Source organism: Ulvibacterium sp. (assembly GCF_028285715.1).
GTDB lineage: Bacteria > Bacteroidota > Bacteroidia > Flavobacteriales > Flavobacteriaceae > Ulvibacterium.
In genome coordinates, this window is the sequence record NZ_JANQOO010000004.1 from 44,643 (window position 1) to 64,634 (window position 19,992).

16 protein-coding genes and 1 tRNA gene are annotated in these 19,992 nt (G+C 41.8%); 9 read left to right on the forward strand and 8 right to left on the reverse strand.

Annotation, left to right across the window (positions count from 1 at the left end; genetic code table 11):
- The first annotated feature begins 102 nt into the window (after positions 1–102).
- The 3 genes from Q0993_RS01130 to Q0993_RS01140 all read left to right on the forward strand — a co-directional run bounded on the left by Q0993_RS01130 (position 103) and on the right by Q0993_RS01140 (position 2,779).
- On the forward strand, positions 103–1,020 hold the full coding sequence (locus Q0993_RS01130) for a hypothetical protein (protein WP_299528980.1): 918 nt from the start codon (positions 103–105) through the stop codon (positions 1,018–1,020).
- Positions 1,021–1,153: 133 nt separating this feature from the next.
- Complete coding sequence (locus Q0993_RS01135) at positions 1,154–1,387, forward strand: Imm27 family immunity protein (RefSeq protein WP_299528982.1); 234 nt, start codon at positions 1,154–1,156, stop codon at positions 1,385–1,387.
- 348 nt (positions 1,388–1,735) lie between these two features.
- The gene (locus Q0993_RS01140; protein WP_299528984.1) at positions 1,736–2,779 is read left to right on the forward strand and encodes a hypothetical protein; all 1,044 of its coding nucleotides are present in this window, start codon (positions 1,736–1,738) and stop codon (positions 2,777–2,779) included.
- A 255-nt stretch (positions 2,780–3,034) separates the two neighbouring features.
- Here Q0993_RS01140 and Q0993_RS01145 read toward each other — a convergent pair whose 3' ends face one another.
- From Q0993_RS01145 to Q0993_RS01170, 6 genes are all read right to left on the reverse strand, one after another.
- The gene (locus tag Q0993_RS01145; RefSeq protein WP_299528986.1) at positions 3,035–4,507 is read right to left on the reverse strand and encodes a hypothetical protein; all 1,473 of its coding nucleotides are present in this window, start codon (positions 4,505–4,507) and stop codon (positions 3,035–3,037) included.
- Positions 4,495–5,442, reverse strand: coding sequence for a BT4734/BF3469 family protein (locus Q0993_RS01150; RefSeq protein ID WP_299528988.1), 948 nt, complete (start codon positions 5,440–5,442; stop codon positions 4,495–4,497). The genes Q0993_RS01145 and Q0993_RS01150 overlap by 13 nt, the downstream gene beginning before the upstream one ends.
- Positions 5,443–5,509: 67 nt before the next feature.
- Positions 5,510–5,938, reverse strand: coding sequence for a hypothetical protein (locus Q0993_RS01155; RefSeq protein ID WP_299528990.1), 429 nt, complete (start codon positions 5,936–5,938; stop codon positions 5,510–5,512).
- Positions 5,935–6,276, reverse strand: a complete 342-nt coding sequence (locus Q0993_RS01160; protein WP_299528992.1) for a helix-turn-helix domain-containing protein — start codon at positions 6,274–6,276, stop codon at positions 5,935–5,937. The genes Q0993_RS01155 and Q0993_RS01160 overlap by 4 nt, the downstream gene beginning before the upstream one ends.
- Positions 6,277–6,321: 45 nt before the next feature.
- Positions 6,322–7,365, reverse strand: a complete 1,044-nt coding sequence (locus Q0993_RS01165) for a hypothetical protein (RefSeq protein ID WP_299528994.1) — start codon at positions 7,363–7,365, stop codon at positions 6,322–6,324.
- A gap of 16 nt (positions 7,366–7,381) precedes the next feature.
- A complete protein-coding gene (locus tag Q0993_RS01170) occupies positions 7,382–8,641 on the reverse strand; it encodes a site-specific integrase (RefSeq protein WP_299528996.1) in 1,260 nt (419 codons plus the stop codon).
- Between the two features lie 131 nt (positions 8,642–8,772).
- Between Q0993_RS01170 and Q0993_RS01175 the strand changes: the two genes are divergently transcribed.
- The 6 genes from Q0993_RS01175 to Q0993_RS01200 all read left to right on the forward strand — a co-directional run bounded on the left by Q0993_RS01175 (position 8,773) and on the right by Q0993_RS01200 (position 14,895).
- Positions 8,773–8,842: transfer RNA gene (locus Q0993_RS01175), tRNA-Val, on the forward strand.
- A gap of 473 nt (positions 8,843–9,315) precedes the next feature.
- On the forward strand, positions 9,316–10,689 hold the full coding sequence (locus Q0993_RS01180; protein WP_299528998.1) for a DUF1080 domain-containing protein: 1,374 nt from the start codon (positions 9,316–9,318) through the stop codon (positions 10,687–10,689).
- A gap of 19 nt (positions 10,690–10,708) precedes the next feature.
- A complete protein-coding gene (locus Q0993_RS01185; RefSeq protein ID WP_299529000.1) occupies positions 10,709–12,067 on the forward strand; it encodes a Gfo/Idh/MocA family oxidoreductase in 1,359 nt (452 codons plus the stop codon).
- Positions 12,067–13,158 (forward strand): PmoA family protein, encoded by a 1,092-nt coding sequence (locus Q0993_RS01190; RefSeq protein WP_299529002.1) that lies wholly within the window; start codon positions 12,067–12,069, stop codon positions 13,156–13,158. The genes Q0993_RS01185 and Q0993_RS01190 overlap by 1 nt, the downstream gene beginning before the upstream one ends.
- 21 nt (positions 13,159–13,179) lie before the next feature.
- Complete coding sequence (locus tag Q0993_RS01195) at positions 13,180–13,785, forward strand: DUF1080 domain-containing protein (RefSeq protein WP_299529004.1); 606 nt, start codon at positions 13,180–13,182, stop codon at positions 13,783–13,785.
- Between the two features lie 78 nt (positions 13,786–13,863).
- Positions 13,864–14,895, forward strand: coding sequence for a substrate-binding domain-containing protein (locus Q0993_RS01200; protein ID WP_299529006.1), 1,032 nt, complete (start codon positions 13,864–13,866; stop codon positions 14,893–14,895).
- Between the two features lie 106 nt (positions 14,896–15,001).
- Here Q0993_RS01200 and Q0993_RS01205 read toward each other — a convergent pair whose 3' ends face one another.
- Both Q0993_RS01205 and Q0993_RS01210 read right to left on the reverse strand, forming a co-directional pair.
- A complete protein-coding gene (locus tag Q0993_RS01205; protein ID WP_299529008.1) occupies positions 15,002–16,639 on the reverse strand; it encodes a RagB/SusD family nutrient uptake outer membrane protein in 1,638 nt (545 codons plus the stop codon).
- 35 nt (positions 16,640–16,674) lie between these two features.
- Positions 16,675–19,695, reverse strand: coding sequence for a TonB-dependent receptor (locus tag Q0993_RS01210; RefSeq protein WP_299529010.1), 3,021 nt, complete (start codon positions 19,693–19,695; stop codon positions 16,675–16,677).
- Positions 19,696–19,992: the final 297 nt, after the last annotated feature.

A 19,992-nucleotide genomic window follows, 5' to 3' on the forward strand; every position in this document is an offset into this window, starting at 1 on the left:
AGGTGTTGTCATTTTGAACTAGGATCTCCTATATTGGTTAATCACATAAAGGTTGAGTAAAACATTATAATGCAACATTGTATATAATTAAAATTCACAAAAATGCAAGACGAAAAGAAAGACTCCCTTCTGGTAAGGATAAAGATTTTAGAAAAAAGTTTTGCTAAGGTCAAAAAGCTAACATATGTAGGAACAATTATTTCCATCATAGTAGGAGGAGGAGGATTGTTTGGAATACTTAGATACATGATTGAATATTCAGATCATACTACAAAAAATGCAATAGACATTCATTCAAAAGAAACATCTGAGCTTAGAACAACCTTTGAATTGCTAGAAAGAAATGGAAAAAAACAAGAAGCGGAAAAATACTTGATTATGCTTGAAAAAAAGCAAAATGATTATTTTAATATTAAGACGATTAATAAACCAATCAATTTAAAGCCAACAGAAAACACCAAACTTGATATCAACGAAACGGATAGGGATAAAATTCTTGAAAAGCTTCCTAATTATCAAGTAAAGATCTTCTTAGCTAAATTAGAAGAAAATGTAGATGAGAGCTATTCTGAAGAATTGTTAAATCTAAAAAAAAGCAAAACTTATGAAATGACAATTGACTATTCATTATATCGTATTGATGTTATTGATTCATTGGTACAAAATACAAGTAAGAAGGCTTATGTCAAGGTTGGTGTTGGTGTTAGAATTAGAAGTAGATTTATAGTTTTATCCGAAGAACTATCATCTACATCAATTAAAAGTTTACCTTCATTGGGGCTGCTGGCAGATGAGAAAAAATTAGCAGGAACAATACAATGCGATGTTATTGGAATAACAAATCCTAGAATATTCGAGTCACTGCCATTACCATCCGATATTAGTTCAAATTCCGTTATCCAATCAAGGTCATTTGCTGAGAATGTTATTCAATTAATGAACGATTCAAACACTATTCTTACTCCACATATAATTTCTTTGGAAGGCCCAAAGGATATGTTAAAATCATTGGAGTATTAACATAATACATTCGTATCATCCTACCTAGATTTATGCGTGCGGAGTGACACCTATTAAGGATAGTCCTGTAGGTTTCCAATGGGGCCGGCAAAGGTGCAAGGAATAATGTATCTTAGTTCCATATAATCATTAAATGAGCGGAAGAGAGATAATAGGTAGATGGAAGTTCGTAAATGGAAAGATAATAGCAGATTCGAATTGTAAAATCATTGAAAGCATGATTGAAAATGACCTGGTTAAAATCGGGACAAGTGAAGACGGTTGGACAATTAAGTACAAAGGAAGTGACGGAACTACTTGGGAACTGAGCTACCCTGAGAGTCATCTTCATGGTGGAGGCCCTCCAAAGCTCATTGAAATTGGCTAAATCCCTAAATCTGGAATTAGGTTTAGAAATTCAAAAACCATCGTACCAATCAAATCTTTAACAATTATTTATTCCCGCTGGTCGTCCTAAATATATTGAAATGTCGATTCCATACCAACAATAAAAACCCCAAAAAACCTATGGTTTTTATAGCCGATTCAATCACCAATTCCCCGGGTTAGTAATGGTTTTCGTTTACCGAATACAGTTAATCCAAAATCAACCCGGTTTAGTCGATTACACTTTCAGTATCCACGATTTTCAGTATCTTTTAGTAGTACTGAAAACTCCTCTTTTTTGATCGTGGCCCCCCTTCAACGAGGAACATTTAATCTTAAACGCTGCATCATGTCATTAAAAGTAACCACTTGGAACATCAAGAACAGTAATCGATTGATCGATAACAACCCGACCGCCCATGAACTCGACCGGAGAAGGAGGGTGGAGGAGACCATAAACGATATCGATCCTGATATCCTGGGTATCGTGGAGGGCCCGAAAGGGGAACAGGGCATAACGGATTTCTGTAGCACAGTCCTGAACGACCAATGGGTTCCGGTATTGCTCAAAGGCCCCAACGACAATATCGGGGATAGGGACGATGATTACGATATAAAAGGTACTCAATGGATGTGGTTCGTGGTAAAACCGGCGATCCTATCTAAATGCAGGATACAGGAGGCCCAGGTATGGTATGATTTCGTAGGCAAGAAAAATTGGAACGTCAACTATTGGGGGCAGATAAAACCAACTAGCCACAGCCATTATAGGCTGCCACAGGTAATGATCTACGACCTGGAAAACGGGGAGGAAATAGAGTTTATCGGGATACACCTTAAATCCAAGATAAACAACTCAACCATCACCAGGGACCAGGATGGCAACCTAACGGGAAAGTTCCTTGAAACGGCATTAAAGGCCCGTGTAAAGCTCGCCACCGAGGCCCGGAACATAAGACAGTACATAAACGCCAAGTTCGACCAATTGACCAATCCCGGCATAATGGTACTAGGGGACGGCAACGACGGGCCGGGGCAGCGTTATTTCGAATATCAATACCTGTTCTTCGACCTCATACAGAACCTACAAGGGGAAGTATTGGAGGCCGAAAGATATATGAACCATGCCCTTTTCGACTTCAAGAAGGATCTGCGATGGACCGCGAAGTTCCGGGACAAGATCCTGGACATTCCTGCAAGCCAGAACCCTTTATTGCTGGACCATATCTTCATCAGCCAACCCTTGGTGAACGGGAGCCTCTCATTACAGGTCAATGGTGGCAATGGCGAAGTGGAACATCAGGCTTTCCAAAGGGCCAATGCCGGATCTATCATCAAGACAAGGACGAGCGACCATATACCGGTTTCCTGTACCTTGGACGATAATCCTTGATAGATTTCTACCGGCCCGAATAAGAATTAAAATCCGACGGCCAACAAAATGTTTAGTGGTGAACGCTAGGTGAAGGATCAAATGCCCATTTCTATTGGCCTGTGAACAAAGTGAACGTTTTTTCCAAAATACTTTTTATTATAATGTTCTATACTATTTTTTCTCTCGCGCGTAATAACTTAAGAAAAAGGTTCACAACCTTCACAACCCAGTGTTTATCGAGATTTTATACTTCACAAACCTTTCACTTTGCCTTCACGAATCCTTCACTTTTGGCCTAAATTCATAAAATGACCGCGTATTCTCCTTGGAATGGACAACTTTTAGGCCATGAAACTGACTATATAGGTTTATCCACTCCTTAAGTTTTCTAAAGGATAGTGTTTTGAAGAATGGTTTGGGATTTCTATCCTTGATTCGTTGCAACAGTTCAGTTTTATAATGTCTTTCTCCAATTCTACCGAATCCATCCTCTTCCATAATATCCCAAAATTCCTCGGAAGTCTCATTTTTTAGCACTTTCAATTCGATATCACTGCTGCGGTACTCGATCAAACCTTGGTCCAAGTAGGTTTTCACACATATCATCATGAAATTATCGAAACGCTCCCATTCTCGTCCGTCCCATCCATGGAAGAATTCGTTTCCAAATTCGTCGATAGGTCTATGTTTTGGGCCATAATGGTTGTTCAGGAACATATCAAATCGTCTTCTGGCATAGCTCCCGCTTCTTCCTTTAATAGTGTAGTTGGTGGTCAAAACGAACTTGGGGCTTTCCTTATATGGAATCTCTTCGATGCCCTGATGCTTCCGTTCTACAATCAACGAATCGGTAAGTACACTGAACAAGGATTCGAACGGAAAGTTCCTTCCTACATCATCAATGGATATGACCTTGGTAGCACGGTTTACATTTTGATAGGCGAACCTGTTCTTCGCAAACTCCGAGTTTTTTCCATTATACGGTGCCACAGGGACCATTGCCTTGATGGCCTTGACACAAATGCCCTTCCCGGTTCCGCCTTCCGGATTTCCGGTATCGGCCAGGTTTTCGTCATTGATTATAAGAGCCTTTGGTTCACTAGGATCTTTATAACTGTGTATGGCATAACCTAGGGCGGTTACATTGGCCTTGAAATGTTCGCGCGTATTGGAGGTCCTGTCCATAAATAAATAGAACATTCCTTTGTTTACCTCTTTTTCATCGATAAAGGAAAACTCCCTTTCTTTTATGTCTACCTTCCAAATGAAGCCTTCTATCTCAGTATATTCCAAAAGTTCCATTACCTCACCCTGGGTAACCCTGACAACGCCGTTCCTATAGAAATAATTGGCTGCTTTCCTGGTATGTTTTACCGGTTCAAGTGCGCACTCCCTCAGTCCCAAAAGAATACCCTTATTCTTAATTAGGAGCGATTCCCCTACTCTCACAAACAACGATTCGAATCCATCGTGCACAAACGATCCAACATGGCCAATACAGTGCCGGTAAATTGAGTTTGGACAAGCAAAATCCGCGATGTTGTCCACAATTCTAATTACTTTGCCTTTATACCTGCAATAGCCCTCGGATTCTAGATACTGTCTTAGCTTAGCTGGGTCCACAACATCCTTTTTCTTTTCACCGTAACCCACCTCGACAATAAACTTTGGTCTGGCTATGGACTTAAGAACATCTATATGTTCTTCGGCTTTCTCTAAGGGGTCCATTTTCTTTACTGCTTCCATGACACAATGGATTTGATGTTGAATTGGGTTCTCATATAGGCAGATTTCACAAGAGAATTGATTTCTGCGGGACCAAAACCATCCCCTTGAAATTTTAAGGCCAGCGCCAAGGTGCTTGCCTCCGAGACCCCATGCTCACACAGCCTTCTTGCTAGAATGAATAGGTTGTTGTTCCGGCTGCCTTCATGGAAAGGATATCTCTTTTTCCAATAGGCATAGACCCGAGTCAAGGTGGTAGCTTCATCTATGGTGAGATTAACGAGATGATTTTGGTCTTCCTTGGGAGGACTAATAGCAATTTTGATTCGTTCAGAAAATACGTGGGACCTATAGTTTACATGAATGTCAGGGTCGTATGAATCAAAACATAGTCGACTGATGTCCTTGGTACTTTGGTCAGGGTTGAAATAGGCGAAATACTCAAGAAGGGCCCCGTAGTGCTCCTGGTACCTTTTATCGTTAATACAGGATGGAATCTTTATCAGGACCTTTAATCCAGTTCCGGAAGGAGAAAGAAAAACACAAAACACAAATGGGTCCGTTGTAAGAGTCGCTTTTGTCTGTTGAACATCTTTCACCCCATCAAAATCCAAGCAGGCGAGGAATGATGACTCGATGAGGTTGTCTTTTGACCTTTGCGAGAACAAGCCTGCCCAGGTATAGGCGCGAAGTTTCTTTTTTAGTCTATTGCGAACATCTTTGTCAGGGCTTCTCCTTACTTGTTGAATGATACCCTTTGACGGGTTACCGGTCTTTATTCCGGAAAGCGCTTTATGGATTGTGGTAATATCGCCCTTGGCGTCCATTGCGTTTGCATAAACGCAAATTTCCGTTTCCTTGATTTCTTTTTCTTGCTGTCTTTTCCTTTCCTGGAGATGCGGGAAAGATAAGTGGTGGGAATGGCCATTATCTGGCATTTTTTTACTAATTTTCATGTGTCAAAGAATCATAAAACCCGGTGTGCCATTCCCTAATTTTTCGCCGGGTTTTAGGTTTATTTAGTTATGTATTTTCGTTTGTTCTTTTTTGGTAAATCATTTTACAGCTGTTGGTTTTGCCATTTGATTTCTGTTGGCATATAGCCTTGAACAACTTCCAGGCTTCCTTGGTCCGGAACTCGGGCCAGTGGTACAGTGTTAATCTTCCCCCTAGCTTTACTAGAATAGTTCCATTTGCTCCTACCTCACCGTAGTACAAGTTTTCTTTGTTTGTTTGGTGAAGGATTGAAAGCTTCACAAAACCTCCTTTGTAAAACACTTCAAGGTCGAATTCAATGCTATTGGTAAAAATCAACCTTAGTTTTTCAGGCAGTTTGCAGCCCTCCCCTGATTGGATATAGTCAATTGTTCGGTTCCGTTCTAATTGTACATTGTAGGTTCCGACAAGTGGTTGAGGTATCATAGGTCTTTTTACTAGGACTTCGGGGCTCATTTCTTGGAAGTGTTGGAGGTAAGAATTGAATCCACCCTGTTACTAATTCTCTCATTGGAGTTTTTCTGACCTAATTTCAGCCAAGCTTCGAATTCTGATCGCAATACTATGATATGCTTGCCCCTTTTTCTATAGGGGAACTGACTGTCGGGATCCTGGCAGTAACGATAAAAAGTAGATTTTGCCCTACCCAATGGATCAAGTTCTACCACACGATCAAGGCCCATAGGCTCATCTTCCTCGCGATTTGACTTACCATCGAGTATTGTTTTGATTGCCTTGGCAATTCCAAAGAGCTCTTCAACTGCTTGAGGCAGTTCGTTGTGAGTTATGTTCATTGCGTAGATATTTAATTAATCTGCCACAATGATAGAGAGGGGATTTTAGGGGGTACCCCCTTTTTTTATTGTTTCGTAGTCTTTTCTGACTATTTCTACTTGAAGATAAGCGTCCGATTTGTCGTTGTAATCTTTTTTTGTTATTGAATTTAAATGGCGGCGAACTTCCCTGCCACTTTTTGCCAAAGGATTTCTCCATTTGGCAATTCTAATGTTTGCTTCGTTTTTTGTCCGACAGTAATTATCTAAAAGATGGTCTAACACACCAAGGTGATTTAGCATGGCAACAAAATACTTTGCATCATTATTTACTAGTAAACGAAGCAGTTTATCCTGGCCGCTCTTGTCCAATACTTTTACATGTGGCAAGTCGCCCAATGAAAATTCATCGAAATGACCTTTTAAAATTTCGGTTTTTTTAAGTTCAATATCGGTTGTCAGGTCCGTAGGCAAACGGTCAAGTTTCCTTTGAATTATTGATATTTTCTTGTCGATTTTCTTAACAATCCTATCTGATTCAATCATTTCTCTGAGTTCATCAAGTATATCGATTGTTTTATCTAAGTGTTCCTTTTTATCGTTTACATCTGAAATCTCTCTTAAAATCTCTTGGTTTATTTTAGTTTCTTCTTTAATGAAGACATCATGGATTTCAGAGAAGTTTGTTATTACCTTTCTATCCCCAATTACAAAATCGAACGGGCCATGTAATTGTAGGGTCCTGTGCCTATACCTGTATTTTAGCATTTCAATCTGTAAATATTGGGAGCAGACTATGGACTTCATCCTAACCTTATCGGATTGAGAAAACCCATCGGTTTGCCCAATAACCTTCTCTACATTTGAAATAAAATCCTCCAATCCGGAGAACACAGGGTTGCATTTAAAAAGTTCTATAAATTCGTCGAATAATGATAATCCGGTCACTGAATGGAGCTCTTGACAAATAGACACTAACTGGCTATAGGAATCGTGGGCATTGGGATTTTCTCCATTAATGGTTGACTGTACGTTTTGTCTAATAATGTCATCGGTAATCCCCAACTGAACTTCATCGATTGAAAAAATATTTTTGTTTATGAATACCATAGCGTTCTAAACTATTTCAAACCTCCATTATGTTCCTTGAGAATTCCCTTTTGACCTCATCGTCAAAACTTGCCAGGTATGCCTCCGTGGTCTTAATATTGCTATGGTCAAGGGCATCCTTTATGAACTCGGTGCTAGCGCCTTTGTTCCTGGCGTTCGTGGCGAACGTATGCCTGGCGGTATATGTGCTGATCCTGGTTCCTATACCAAGGCTCTGGGCCAGTTTCGTGATATGCTGGTTGATAAACCTTGTGAAAGCTTTTATTTTTCGTTGTTGCCCTCCTGGATCCTCCGACCCGTCGAGTATCGGGAAAACGAAATCTTTGGGGTTTCCGTCCAGGTTTCCGTAGTTTTTGATCACACGCCTTGTGAAATCGGTCAGGAATACCTTTATGGTGTTGAGGTCTTCCGCTCTTGTATTGATGGTCTTTGCCCTGTAATAACTGAACGAGTCGGACGATACATCCCCGATGCGCAAAAGGGCAATATCCTTGATGTTCATCCCGCTACATGCATAGGAGAAGAACCAAAATGCCTTGGCCTTCTCCTGCTCGGGGGTCAATGGCCTTCCGTCCCTTAGCAAAATGAAGTCCTTTGCACTAAGTGCCAGTTTCCTGCCCCTTGGGTTGGGGATGGTATATTTTTTCCTATCGGATTTGCCGAAAGGGTAAATCTCCCTTTTTATGTTGTCGGAGGCAATGGCATCATTATAAACACTCCTGAGCGCCCTTAGGTAAATGGAAACCGTCGTCCTGCTCCTGTCCAGTTCCTTGACCATATAGTTTTCATAACCTTTCAGGAATTCAGGGGTAATGTCATAAAAGGAAAGCTTGGATGAGTTGATGTTCTTCTTTTCCATTGCGTAGTTCCCCAAGGACTTAAGGCTTAACCGGTAGTTTTCCGCTGTTGCCACCTGACCCCCAGATTCCAGCCTATCGATTTTCTTGCTATAATGGTAGCCAACCGAGACCGAGGCGCCCTTTGGCCTGAACATCTTTGTCTCGAAAGCGTCGAAGGTAAAGGTGCCGAGCCCCTTGGCGATATGGTCCGCCCTATTTTCGATTTCCTGTAATATCAAATGTAGTTCCCTTAACCTTCCCCTGTTCTTGACATCGTGATCGGTTATTTTCCCGAAATCTTTCTTTGTGGCCGATAGGTTCAGGTTATAGAATTTCTGTTTCTTTATCAAGGTAGAATAGACCCTCAGGCGTATTGCATGCTCACCGTTCAATTTCTTCGTTCTTTGATCCAGGTAAAAGGAAATATTATAGTCCATGGATTATGTAATTAACTTCATTTGCATAATATTTGCATAATTTTATTCGAAATAAAATAATACAATCGATTAACAAATTTATTGTAAATACCTTAAAAACAATGGATATGGTTAATAAATATTTACAATGATTAATAAGAAGGCAAAAAAATATTATGCCTTACAAGCAGGGGGTCACTGGTTCGAATCCAGTAGGGCCCACATCTAGCAGAAAACCCGTGCGAACTCGCACGGGTTTTCTGTTTCCCGAAGAAATGCAGATTTATTTGTCTTTCGGAGGGAAGCAAAAAAGTAAGGCCTTCAAGCCCCGTGTTTTCTATTTGCGACAGGGGTCTCCCAAAAGGGTATGTAATCCAGTAGGGCCCACATCAAGTACAATTCCGATGAAATTGTACATCGGGATTTTTGTTTTTCAAAATGTCTTCTCCGTTCGGATTAACCTTTCAAAGTCCTAGGCGAAAAAGGTAGTAAAAGAGTGCCCTCCGTATTGCAATGAACGGATGACCTCGTGAGAAGAAAGGCATAAAATACTTTTGGAATCGGGTCTGATCAAAGAATACGGATTAATCTTGCTAAACGCTAAAATATTTTTTACATTCGTTAACGTTAACGGCCGTTAACTTAAACTGAGTGCCAGCACAACTACTAATCAGAAGCTTATAAAAGAAACACGTATGAAAAAAATAAATTATGTAGTGGTATCCATTCTACTATTTACGGGAATTTCCCTTACCGCCCAGGAGAACTGGGAAACGTTATTCAATGGGAAAGACCTGAAAAATTTTGAACAGCTCAATGGAAATGCCAAATATGAAATTAGGGACGGGCAGCTTATCGGAACTTCCAAACTAGGTACTCCAAACAGTTTCATGGCGACAAAAAAAACCTATGGAGATTTTATCTTGGAGTTTGATGTATTCGTTGAAAACGGATTGAACTCCGGGGTCCAATTTCGAAGTCTAAGTTTGCCGGATTATAATAACGGCAGGGTTCACGGCTATCAGTGCGAAATTGAAACTAGTTCAAGAAAATGGGCAGGAGGAGTTTATGATGAAGCCCGGAATGGATGGCTTTATCCCCTCTCCAGAAATCCAAAAGGGCGGAATGCATTTGTTCCCGGCCAATGGAATCATTATAGGATAGAGGCTATCGGCAATACCATTCGCACCTGGGTCAATGATATCCAATGTGCTAATTTGGTGGATGATACCACCGCTGAAGGTTTTATTGCTTTTCAAGTTCATAGTATCCGTGATGAAAGTTTGGAAGGTAAAATCGTGAAATGGAAAAACATAAGGATTAAAACGACTGATTTGGCCAATTCAAGAAAAGAAATCGATTCGAACGTACCGGAGATCAGTTATTTGGCCAATCAACTTACGGAAAGCGAGAAGCGTAGAGGCTGGCGCTTGTTGTGGGACGGACAGACAACCGACGGATGGAGGGGCGCTAAATTGAATAAATTCCCTGATAAGGGATGGGAAATAAAGGAGGGTACCCTTACCGTACTTGCCTCGGGTGGTGCGGAATCCAGAAATGGCGGCGATATTGTAACCCTGGACTCCTTTAAGGATTTTGAACTGAGCGTTGATTTTAAGATTTCGGAGGGTGCTAATAGTGGGATCAAATATTTTGTGGACTCCGAGCTCAACAAAGGGGAAGGCTCGGCCATCGGGATGGAATTTCAAGTACTGGACGACAAGGCGCATCCGGACGCCAAACAAGGGAAGAATGGAAATAGGACCGTGGGCTCGTTATATGATTTGATACGTGCCGAAAATTCGGACAGTTCGCGGGGCAAAAATTTCAAGGGTGTGGGTAAATGGAACAATGCCCGAATTGTGGTCAAGGGAGGTCATGTTCAACATTGGCTGAACCAAATTAAGGTGGTGGAGTTCGATCGCTTTAGCCAAATTTTCAAAGCTTTGGTGGAGAAAAGTAAATATGAAAAATGGGATAATTTCGGTCGTATCCCCGAGGGGCTTATTTTATTACAGGACCATGGGGATGAGGTTTCCTTTAGGAGCATTAAGGTAAGAGAATTTTAACCAACAAAATCAACGGATCATGAATAGGACAAGACGAAATTTTATACAGAAGACAACATTGGCCTCAAGCGGAATTATTTTGGGCGCCAGTGCTATGAGTGCCAGGAGCTATAATAGAATAATAGGGGCGAATGACCGCGTTAGTGTGGGTATTGTTGGATTTTCAAATCGAGCAAAGGGAGCCTTGATACCTGCTTTTAACGGTCATAGCAAGGCGCAGAATTTTGAAATCGTAGGAGTATCCGATATCTGGAATAGAAGACGGGATGAAGGGGCCGCCTTTATAAAGGAAAAAACAGGCAATAAAATAACACAATGGAGGAATAATGAGGAAATGTATGATAAGAACAAGATTGACGCCGTAATTATTTCTACCGCAGATTTCCAGCATGCACTCCACACGGTTGAGGCGGCAAAGGCCAAAAAAGATGTATACTGTGAAAAACCTTTTGCAGAAACCATGGAGGATGCCCGTATAGGTAAGAAAGCGGTAAAGGAATCAGGGATTATTTTTCAGATCGGTTCACAAAGACGTAGTGGCGCCAATTATCATGCGGCCGACGATTTTATTAAATCTGGTAAGTTCGGGGACATTGTCATGGTCGAAATGACCTGGAACGTAAACCAACCTGGGAGGTGGCGTTTGCCGAAATTAACCAGTGAGATCAAGGAATCCGATACGGATTGGAAACGCTATCAAATGAATAGGCCCCCAGCAGAATGGGATCCGAGAAAATATCTGGAGTATCGCCTTTTCTGGCCGTATTCCTCTGGGATTCCCGGACAATGGATGTCCCATCAAATCGATACGGTACATTGGTTCTCCGGTTTGGACCATCCTCGAAGTGTAGCCGCCAATGGAGGTATTTATCTATGGAAGGATGGCCGAAAGAACTTTGATACCATGTCGGCCGTCTTTGATTATGGCCCAGCAGACGATCCGAGTTCAGGCTTTCAGGTTACGTATTCCTCTCGCTTTACAAATTCGGCAGGCGGTACCAAGGAAATCTATTATTCCAATGCAGGAGAATTGAATTTGGATACGAACAAAGTGAGTGATAATGGTGGTTTATCCCAGAGACATGCAAGTGCTATGGGGATGAAGCCAAATAAATTAAAAGGCTTCAATCTTTCCGAGAATGCCCCAAAAGTGGTTACATCAGCCAATACCGGAGCGGATAATATGACCTCATTGCATATGCTCAACTGGATGGAATGTGTTCGAAGCCGTAAGACTACCAATGGTCCGGTTGAAGCTGGTTATAATCATTCCATTGCCAATATTATGACCACCGCGGCTTTACGGACCGGTTTAAAGGCCACCTTCGATGCAAAGAATCAAGATGTTTTGGCGGGTGGAAAAGTGTTCAAATATTGATGATGGACATGTTGCGCTTGTTGAAACGGACTTTTGGCTGTTATATACTTTTCACATTTTTATTGATTTCATGTAAGGACGTAAAAAGTACAGCTACTACAATATCCGAAGGTGGCGGAGAATCATTATCCAAAGTAAAATTTTCTAAGGATAATGCTAACAAAAAGGTAGACATTACCATAAATGACATATTGTTCACCAGTTATATTTATGACGGGCAGACCCCCAAACCGATTTTATATCCGCTCATTACCAAAAGCGGTAAAACGGTTACCAGGGGCTTTCCCTATGACCCAAGACCCAATGAGCGTGTTGATCATCCCCATCATGCTGGGCATTGGTTTAACTATGGGGATGTAAATGGACTGGATTTTTGGAACAATTCCTACGCCATCCCAGAGGAGAAAAAACGGGAATATGGTACAATTTACCATCAAGAGATCCTGAAGAGTGATGATGACCATGGCATCTTGATAATACGAGCGATTTGGCGTTCGCCCGATGATGTTGATTTGATGGAGGAAATAACGGAATTTACATTTTCCGAAACAGGGAATACTAGAGTAATAGATCGCACAACGACTCTTAATGCTCTGGATGACATTTCCTTTAAGGATAACAAAGAAGGGATGATCGCTATTCGGGTAGCCCGAGAACTTGAATTGGTTTCGGATAAACCGGCAATCTATACGGATGCCTCAGGAAACGTTACAGAAGTGGAGGCCCTGAACAATGATGGTGTACACGGCAATTATTTTGGTAGCGAAGGTCTTACGGGAAACGATGTGTGGGGTACGCGCAATAAATGGGTAAAATTGGAAAGCGACATTAAGGGTGAAACCGTATCCATCACCATATTGGACCATAAGGACAATATTGGATACCCTACCTACTGGCATGCCAGGGGTTATGGGCTTTTTGCCGCCAATCCTTTAGGACGGGCCATTTTTTCGGAAGGCAAGGAAACCCTAAATTTCAAATTGACCAAAAATGAATCGGTAACCTTTAAGTATCGTATTTTAATTCACAATGGCTCCAAGCTGACCAAAGATGTCCTAGATCTTTCGTTTGAAGAATTCAATACGAAGTAGTGTTACATAAATTTTAGAAAAATGAAGTCTATCTATCCCCTAGTTATTGTATTGATATTCGTATCCATGGCTTTTGGACAAGAGATGGATTACAAGTTGGAGACTCTATTTGATGGTACGGACCTGAAACAGTGGCAAGTGCCCGATAGCAACATCTGGTGGACTATTGAGGAGCAATCGCTTTGGGCAAAAAGCGACCCCGATCAAAAAGGATCCATACTTTGGACCAAAAAGGAATACAACGATTTTGTTGTGCAATTGGATTTTAAGTTTGGCAAGGGTACCATTGATTCCGGTATTTTTATGAGAGGTGAGGATGAACGGAATGCCCAGATTCAAATTGGGATATCAGGTTCTTTAAAAAGGGATATGACGGCTTCGCCCTATGTTCCCAAGTCCGGGTATCCAGTAGAGGCCGAGGGTGTAAAGGAGCTTTTGAGAAAGGATGGATGGAACACTATAAAAGCCATGGCAACTGGCAATACGTATAAAGTATGGCTCAACGGAAAGGAAGTAATGAACTATACATTGAAAGAAGCCAACTTAAAAGGTCCCGTGGGCCTTCAACTACATCCAGGAAGGGATATGACCATACAGTTCAGGAATATTGCAATAGCTGAATTGTAATTTTTTTTACCATTTTCCTCTTCTTTGTAAAGTGTCGTATAATATAGAATACCAAACCAACTAATCCCTTAGAGAGGTATGGGAATAAAGAAAATCGCGGAACTTGCAAATGTGTCGATAGGTACGGTAGATCGTGTATTGCACAATAGAAAAGGTGTTTCCAAGGAAACTGAAAGAAGGGTACGAAAGGTTATCGAGGAAATCGGATATACAAAAAACACTACGGCCAGTCGTTTGAAATTGGCCTCTGTAAAAAAGATAAAATTTGCGGTGTTGATACCGGAGGCAAAAAATAAATGGAATTATTGGAAGCTTCCCAAAAAAGGTATCGAACAGGCCGTACAGGAATTAAAGGAATTAGGAGTGGCCGTGGACAATTATCTGTTCTTGGATTCGTCATCCTTCAATAATCTTACAAAACAGATTTTCCTAAAGAACTACGATGCCATAGTGACCGTGCCATTCTTTAAAAAGGAAAGTAATCTATTACTTGAACGTGCAAAAAGGAAGAAAATACCTGTAGTTTTTCTGGATACCGAAGTAGAACTTGAAGGCCCAGCCTGTTTTATTCGTCAGAATTCCCATAAGGCAGGCAGGGTAGCCGGAAGGTTGCTCCATGGTCTTATGGGGGTTAAGGGCGACTATTTTGTGGTAAATATGTTGAATGATCGCGGTATTCATGCCAACAACATACAACGTGAACAGGGGTTTAAGGAGTTTTTTAAGACCATTAATGAGAAGGTTACTATCCATACGATTAACTACTCCCTGAACGATGAATTCAAAGTTACACCCGAAATGGAGGACTGGTTCGGCAAGGACACCCCAAAAGGAATGTTCGTAACAAATTCAAAATCACATTTGTTACCTAAGATATTGGAACAGTATCAGGTGAAAAATACTTTCATTGTAGGTTTTGACTTGAATAAACAAAATTTGGAATACCTAAAGGAAGGCAAAATCAATTTTTTGATCAATCAACAACCTAAATATCAGGGCTATGCTGCTATAAAAAGCCTTTTTAATTTCATCACCAAACAAGATAAATCCGAATTAAACCTTGATATTCCCGTAGAAATCATAGTTAAAGAAAATAGTACGACTCTTTGATTTCCGTCTTTTCTTCATAAGTAACATTAAAAAACCCTCCCATCCAATAGGATGGACAGGAGGGCAGAATAAACTAACTCAAACTAAACCAAACAAGTAAGAATTATTATTGTGGATAACCCGGATTTTGTGGATATCCACCGACGGTCCTATCAATTTGATCTTGACCTATTGGCCTTAAAACATGAAAGTCCTGAATGTTCGGGCCGCCTTCAATATTATGCAACCGCACACGTTCCACCAACTTTCCAGTACGTGTTAAGTCCCACCAGCGGGCGTGTTCGCCAAAAAGTTCCCTGGCGCGTTCGTCCAACAAGAAGTCCATATCCACATCTCCTGCCGTAATCTGCATGGCGGCCTCTTGTCCCGGTACGGCCGCCCTTGTTCGGACCATGTTTATGTCATCGGCTGCACCGGCGGTATTATTCTGAATTAGTCTCGCTTCGGCACGTAATAGATAGGCATCGGCCAAACGCATAAGCACAACATCACGTTGTCCCTGAGTTTTTTGACGATCGGGTCGCGTGGGGTCTATCCATTTGTTCATCGAAGGAAAAATACGTTCCGTATAGTCATCCGCAGTATATACAATATAGGGGGCCGCATCTTTTCTCGCTTGGGGCCAATCAATATCCCTACCGGGACCTGGAATAAATAGGGCGGTATCGCCGATTGCCAAATTTCCCCTTTCATCGGAAACTTCTTTGTTGGCGAACCAAACATGCTTAAAACCCTTGTCATATCGCGTATCTATATCGCGATCCCAAAGTCCCAACAAAAATGGGGTGGGTCTAAACCTTTTCCAAGGCCTCCCATTGGCAATATCCCGGGTCATTCCTCTTCGAATATCATATTCCATCAAAAAATAAAGGTGCCCCCGGTGACCTTCACTATCTATGCCTTCATCCACCAAGGATTTGGCTATGGTCAAATTCCAGACGATTTCCGAATTCTCTTGATTGTTGATGTCCCATAGATCGGCATAATCAGGCAGTAGTTCAAAACCATAGTTATTGATAACATTGCTGAACAGCGTTTCTGCCCTACTTGCATCATCGCCGGCAGCAAAGGATGTCTGGGCACGTCTCAACAATACCTTGCCCAATAAAAACTCCGCGGCAGGTCTTGTGGCCCTACCGTATTCGTCTTGTGTATCCGGTAAATTGGCAATGGCAAATTCAAGGTCTGGGATGATAGCCTGCGCATAAATCTCGGATGCGGCGGTTCTGTTGGCCTCAACTTCCACACCAACGGTTTCATCCAAACTGAGATGGGCATCGCCATAGGTTCGTACCACATCATAGTAATAAAAAGCACGTAGCCATCGGGCTTCGGCCACCCAAATGGTTTTTTGGGTCTCGTCCATTTCCACATCGGCAGAACGGCCAATTACTGCATTTGCCTGGTTGATGCCTCGATACCAGTCGCTCCACATTTCATTCACATAGCTTTCGGTGGCATCAAAGGATTGGTCATAGAAATTTACCCTTTTATGGCCACCATCAGAACCATTGGTAAAGATGTCGGTACCAAAAGTAGTCATGGTAAAGCCCCGTTCCGGACCATAAAAACCCTTTAACCAAGCATAGGTAGCATCAACGGCATCTTCTAGACCTGCTTCAGTGGTATAATAGGTTCCGGCAGAGACATCCGATATCAATTCCTCTTCCAAATAATCATCGCAAGACTGCGTTACAAATAGCAGCGCTAAAAGCAAGAATGTATATTTTTTTCTTTCCATCATATTAAATTTATCTTCTTTAACAATACTATTTTTTATCAAAAAGTTACATTTAGGCCTATGGACCACATTTTATTACTAGGTACAGTGCTGCTTGAAACACCCTGACCTCTTTCCGTAATCTCGCCGTCATCATTTCTCGTCAAGTCATCTTCTTCAGATACTTCGGGATCAAAGGTTTCGTAATCCGATAGAAACCACAGATTTTGTCCCGCAACAAACAACCGCAAACTAGAAATATTGAGCTTTTCGGTCAAGGAACTGGGAAAGTTGTAACCCAAGGTCAAATTTCGCAGTTTAATATAGCTGCCATCAAAATAAGTCATGGTGGAGCCATTTTTTGGGCTTGTCTGATTTTCATTTGGGCGAGGTGCTTCGTTGGTGGGATTATCAATGGTCCAATAATCCACGTCCAAGTTATTGTACCGGCCGAATAAGGAATTATTGCTGTCATGAAAACGGGAACGAATCATTTGACCTTGGCGGAAGTAAAAGAAGAAGCTAAGATCAAACCCTTTGTATTCAAACGTATTGGTGATACCTCCGTAATAATCCGGTATGTCCGTTCCTAGGATAATCCGATCTTCATCGGTAATGACCCCATCACCATTTTGGTCCCTTAGCTTTATTTCCCCGGGCACTTTACCCTCGGCGTTGGCCGCAAGGTCAACTTCATTGGCTTGGTAAATTCCTATTTTCTCGTAGTCAAAGAATACATTTACCGGCTGACCAATAAACCATTTGTTGCCAATATCATCAAGTGGATTACCATTCTCATCCTTTAAAGGGAGGTCGGTAATCTCCTCTGTATAGGTGGCAATGTTAAAACCAACATTCCAGTTGAAACCTCCTGGGTTACTAATGACATCCCCATTAACACTGAACTCCAATCCCTTTGTTGCCGTAGAACCGACGTTCTGGAATACACTCGAATATCCGGAGGAAGGTGGTAGTGTCCTATCCAATAAAAGGTCCTCTGTCTTGGTAGAATAATAATCCAGGGAGCCCGTGATCCGATTGTTCAATAATCCGAAGTCGACACCGGCACTTATGGTCTTTGACACCTCCCAACCTAAATTGCTGTTCGGAATATCGCTAAGTGAGAAACCCAAGGCCAGTAATTCACCAAAGGCATAGTCGGTATCTTCCAATGTCCCTTGTGTTTGATACGGATTTACCGAGGTGTTCCCAACCTCTCCGTAAGAGACCCTTAGCTTAAGATCGGAGATCGTATTGCTATTTATTAAAAAGTCCTCTTGGGAAATTCGCCATCCCGCCGAGACTCCTGGAAAGTAATTCCACTTTTTCCCCTCAGCCAAACGCGACGAACCGTCCGCACGAAGTGAGGCCTGAAAAAGGTACTTACCCTTATAATCATAGTTTACCCTTCCCATAAAGGAAGCCAAAGTCCATTCTTCCAAATCCGAGTCGATATTACCCCGGACAGATGCGGTAGACATATTGTAGAACAGTTGCTCTTCATAAGGAATGTTGGCAACCTCGCCCTTGTAGGTCTCTTCCCTTGAACTCTGAATACTTTGAAGCAGTGTGACTCCTACATTGTGTTTTTCATTGAACGTTTTGTTGAAGTTCAGAATGTTCTCCAAGGTATATCCAAAGTTTTGAACATTTTCGACCTCTGCATCCCCTGGGCCACCTCGGTTATCATTTGTAAAACTACCCCTAAACTCGCCTCTTCTCAGATAGCGGATATCAGGACCAAAGTTAGTAGTCCATTTTAGGCCTTTGGCAATATTAATATCTATATAAACCGGGGCAAAAATACGGGTCACCTTTCGCTCATCGACAAAGGCACCGTCTACCAATTCGCTTAATGGATTGGTCCGGATACCATCATTGGTAGGTAGGAAAATAGGATCTCCATTTTCATCAAAAGGTACACCTAATGGGTTGTTCGCCAAAGCTTCCCCCATAACGGCATTGGATCCAAAATTTTGGATGGAGTGGGAAACGGTGAAGGACATCCCAACTTTGAAAATATCATTAATTCTATGGTCCAGATTTATTCGTCCCGTAAAACGTTCAAAATCCATGGTGCTAATAATACCTTGCTCATTAAAGTAACCTACGGATGTATTGAAGGTTGTTTTTTCGGAACCGCCGCTAACACTGACCTGATGGTTGGTTTGCCAACCATTGTCCAATACTAGGTCCAAATAATCCGTAGACCTTCCAAGGGCCAAAGATTCCAATTCAATGGGATCGTCAAAGACATCTTCGTCCGGGGCAAGTGGCCCGTTCCATCTGTCCGCGTCCGTAGCACCTATTCTTCTGGACTCCCGTTTTAGGGCCGCAAATTCTTCTCCGTTCATCATATCGACCAAACGAGTTGCAGAGGTAATACCAAAATGGCTGCTATAACTTACTTTGGAATCCCCTACACGACCTCTTTTAGTGGTAATGAGGATAACGCCATTGGCACCCCTGGACCCATAAATGGCAGTTGCTGCTGCGTCTTTAAGTACGTTCATGGTTTCGATGTCCTGTGGGTTGATGTCAGCAACCGCGGCGTTACCACTTATTTGTGGAATTCCGTCAATGACATATAAAGGATCATTGGAGGCCGAAATAGATCGTCGCCCCCGTATACGTACCGTGGAATTTTCACCAGGTCGTCCACCATTGGCCTGAATATCGACACCCGCAACCTGACCCTTTATGGCATCAATACTACTGGCAGTTTGAATTTTTTCAATGGATTCGGCCCCGATGGTCGATATGGAACCCGTTACTTCACCTTTCTTTTGGGTACCATATCCAACGACCACTACTTCATCCAATTGCGAGGCATCGATTTCCATGTTAACGTTTATGGTAGATCTTCCATTGATCGCTATTTCTTGGGAACTATATCCCACATAACCGAATACCAGAATGGCATCGGCAGCGGCCTCAATGGAGTAATCACCGTCAAAACCGGTGACAACACCGGTTGTAGTTCCCTTTATTACTACACTTGCACCAGGTAGTGGACTTCCGTTTTCGTCATAGACAACACCGGTAACGGTGGATTGGGGAACTTCAATCGAATTGCTCATTTTGACCGGGGCTTTGTTGGCATGCATTATGTATGTGGCCATAAGACAACATAAAAGGAATGACAAAAAGCTTCTCGCCCTAAGCAATGGTCTTTTTGAGGGTAGTTTTTTCATATCATATTTATTGTTAGTTGTTTCTTAGGTAGTTGAAGAGATTTTGGTTTTTTTGGTAAATTTTTTGAAATAAAACGCTCCTGTTTGGAGTGCAATTTCACCTAAAGTTTTTCAAGGACTTTTATTTCTATATGACATAGTGGTAGTAGTTGGGTTGTTTTTGTTGCATTAGGAATTGTTCGC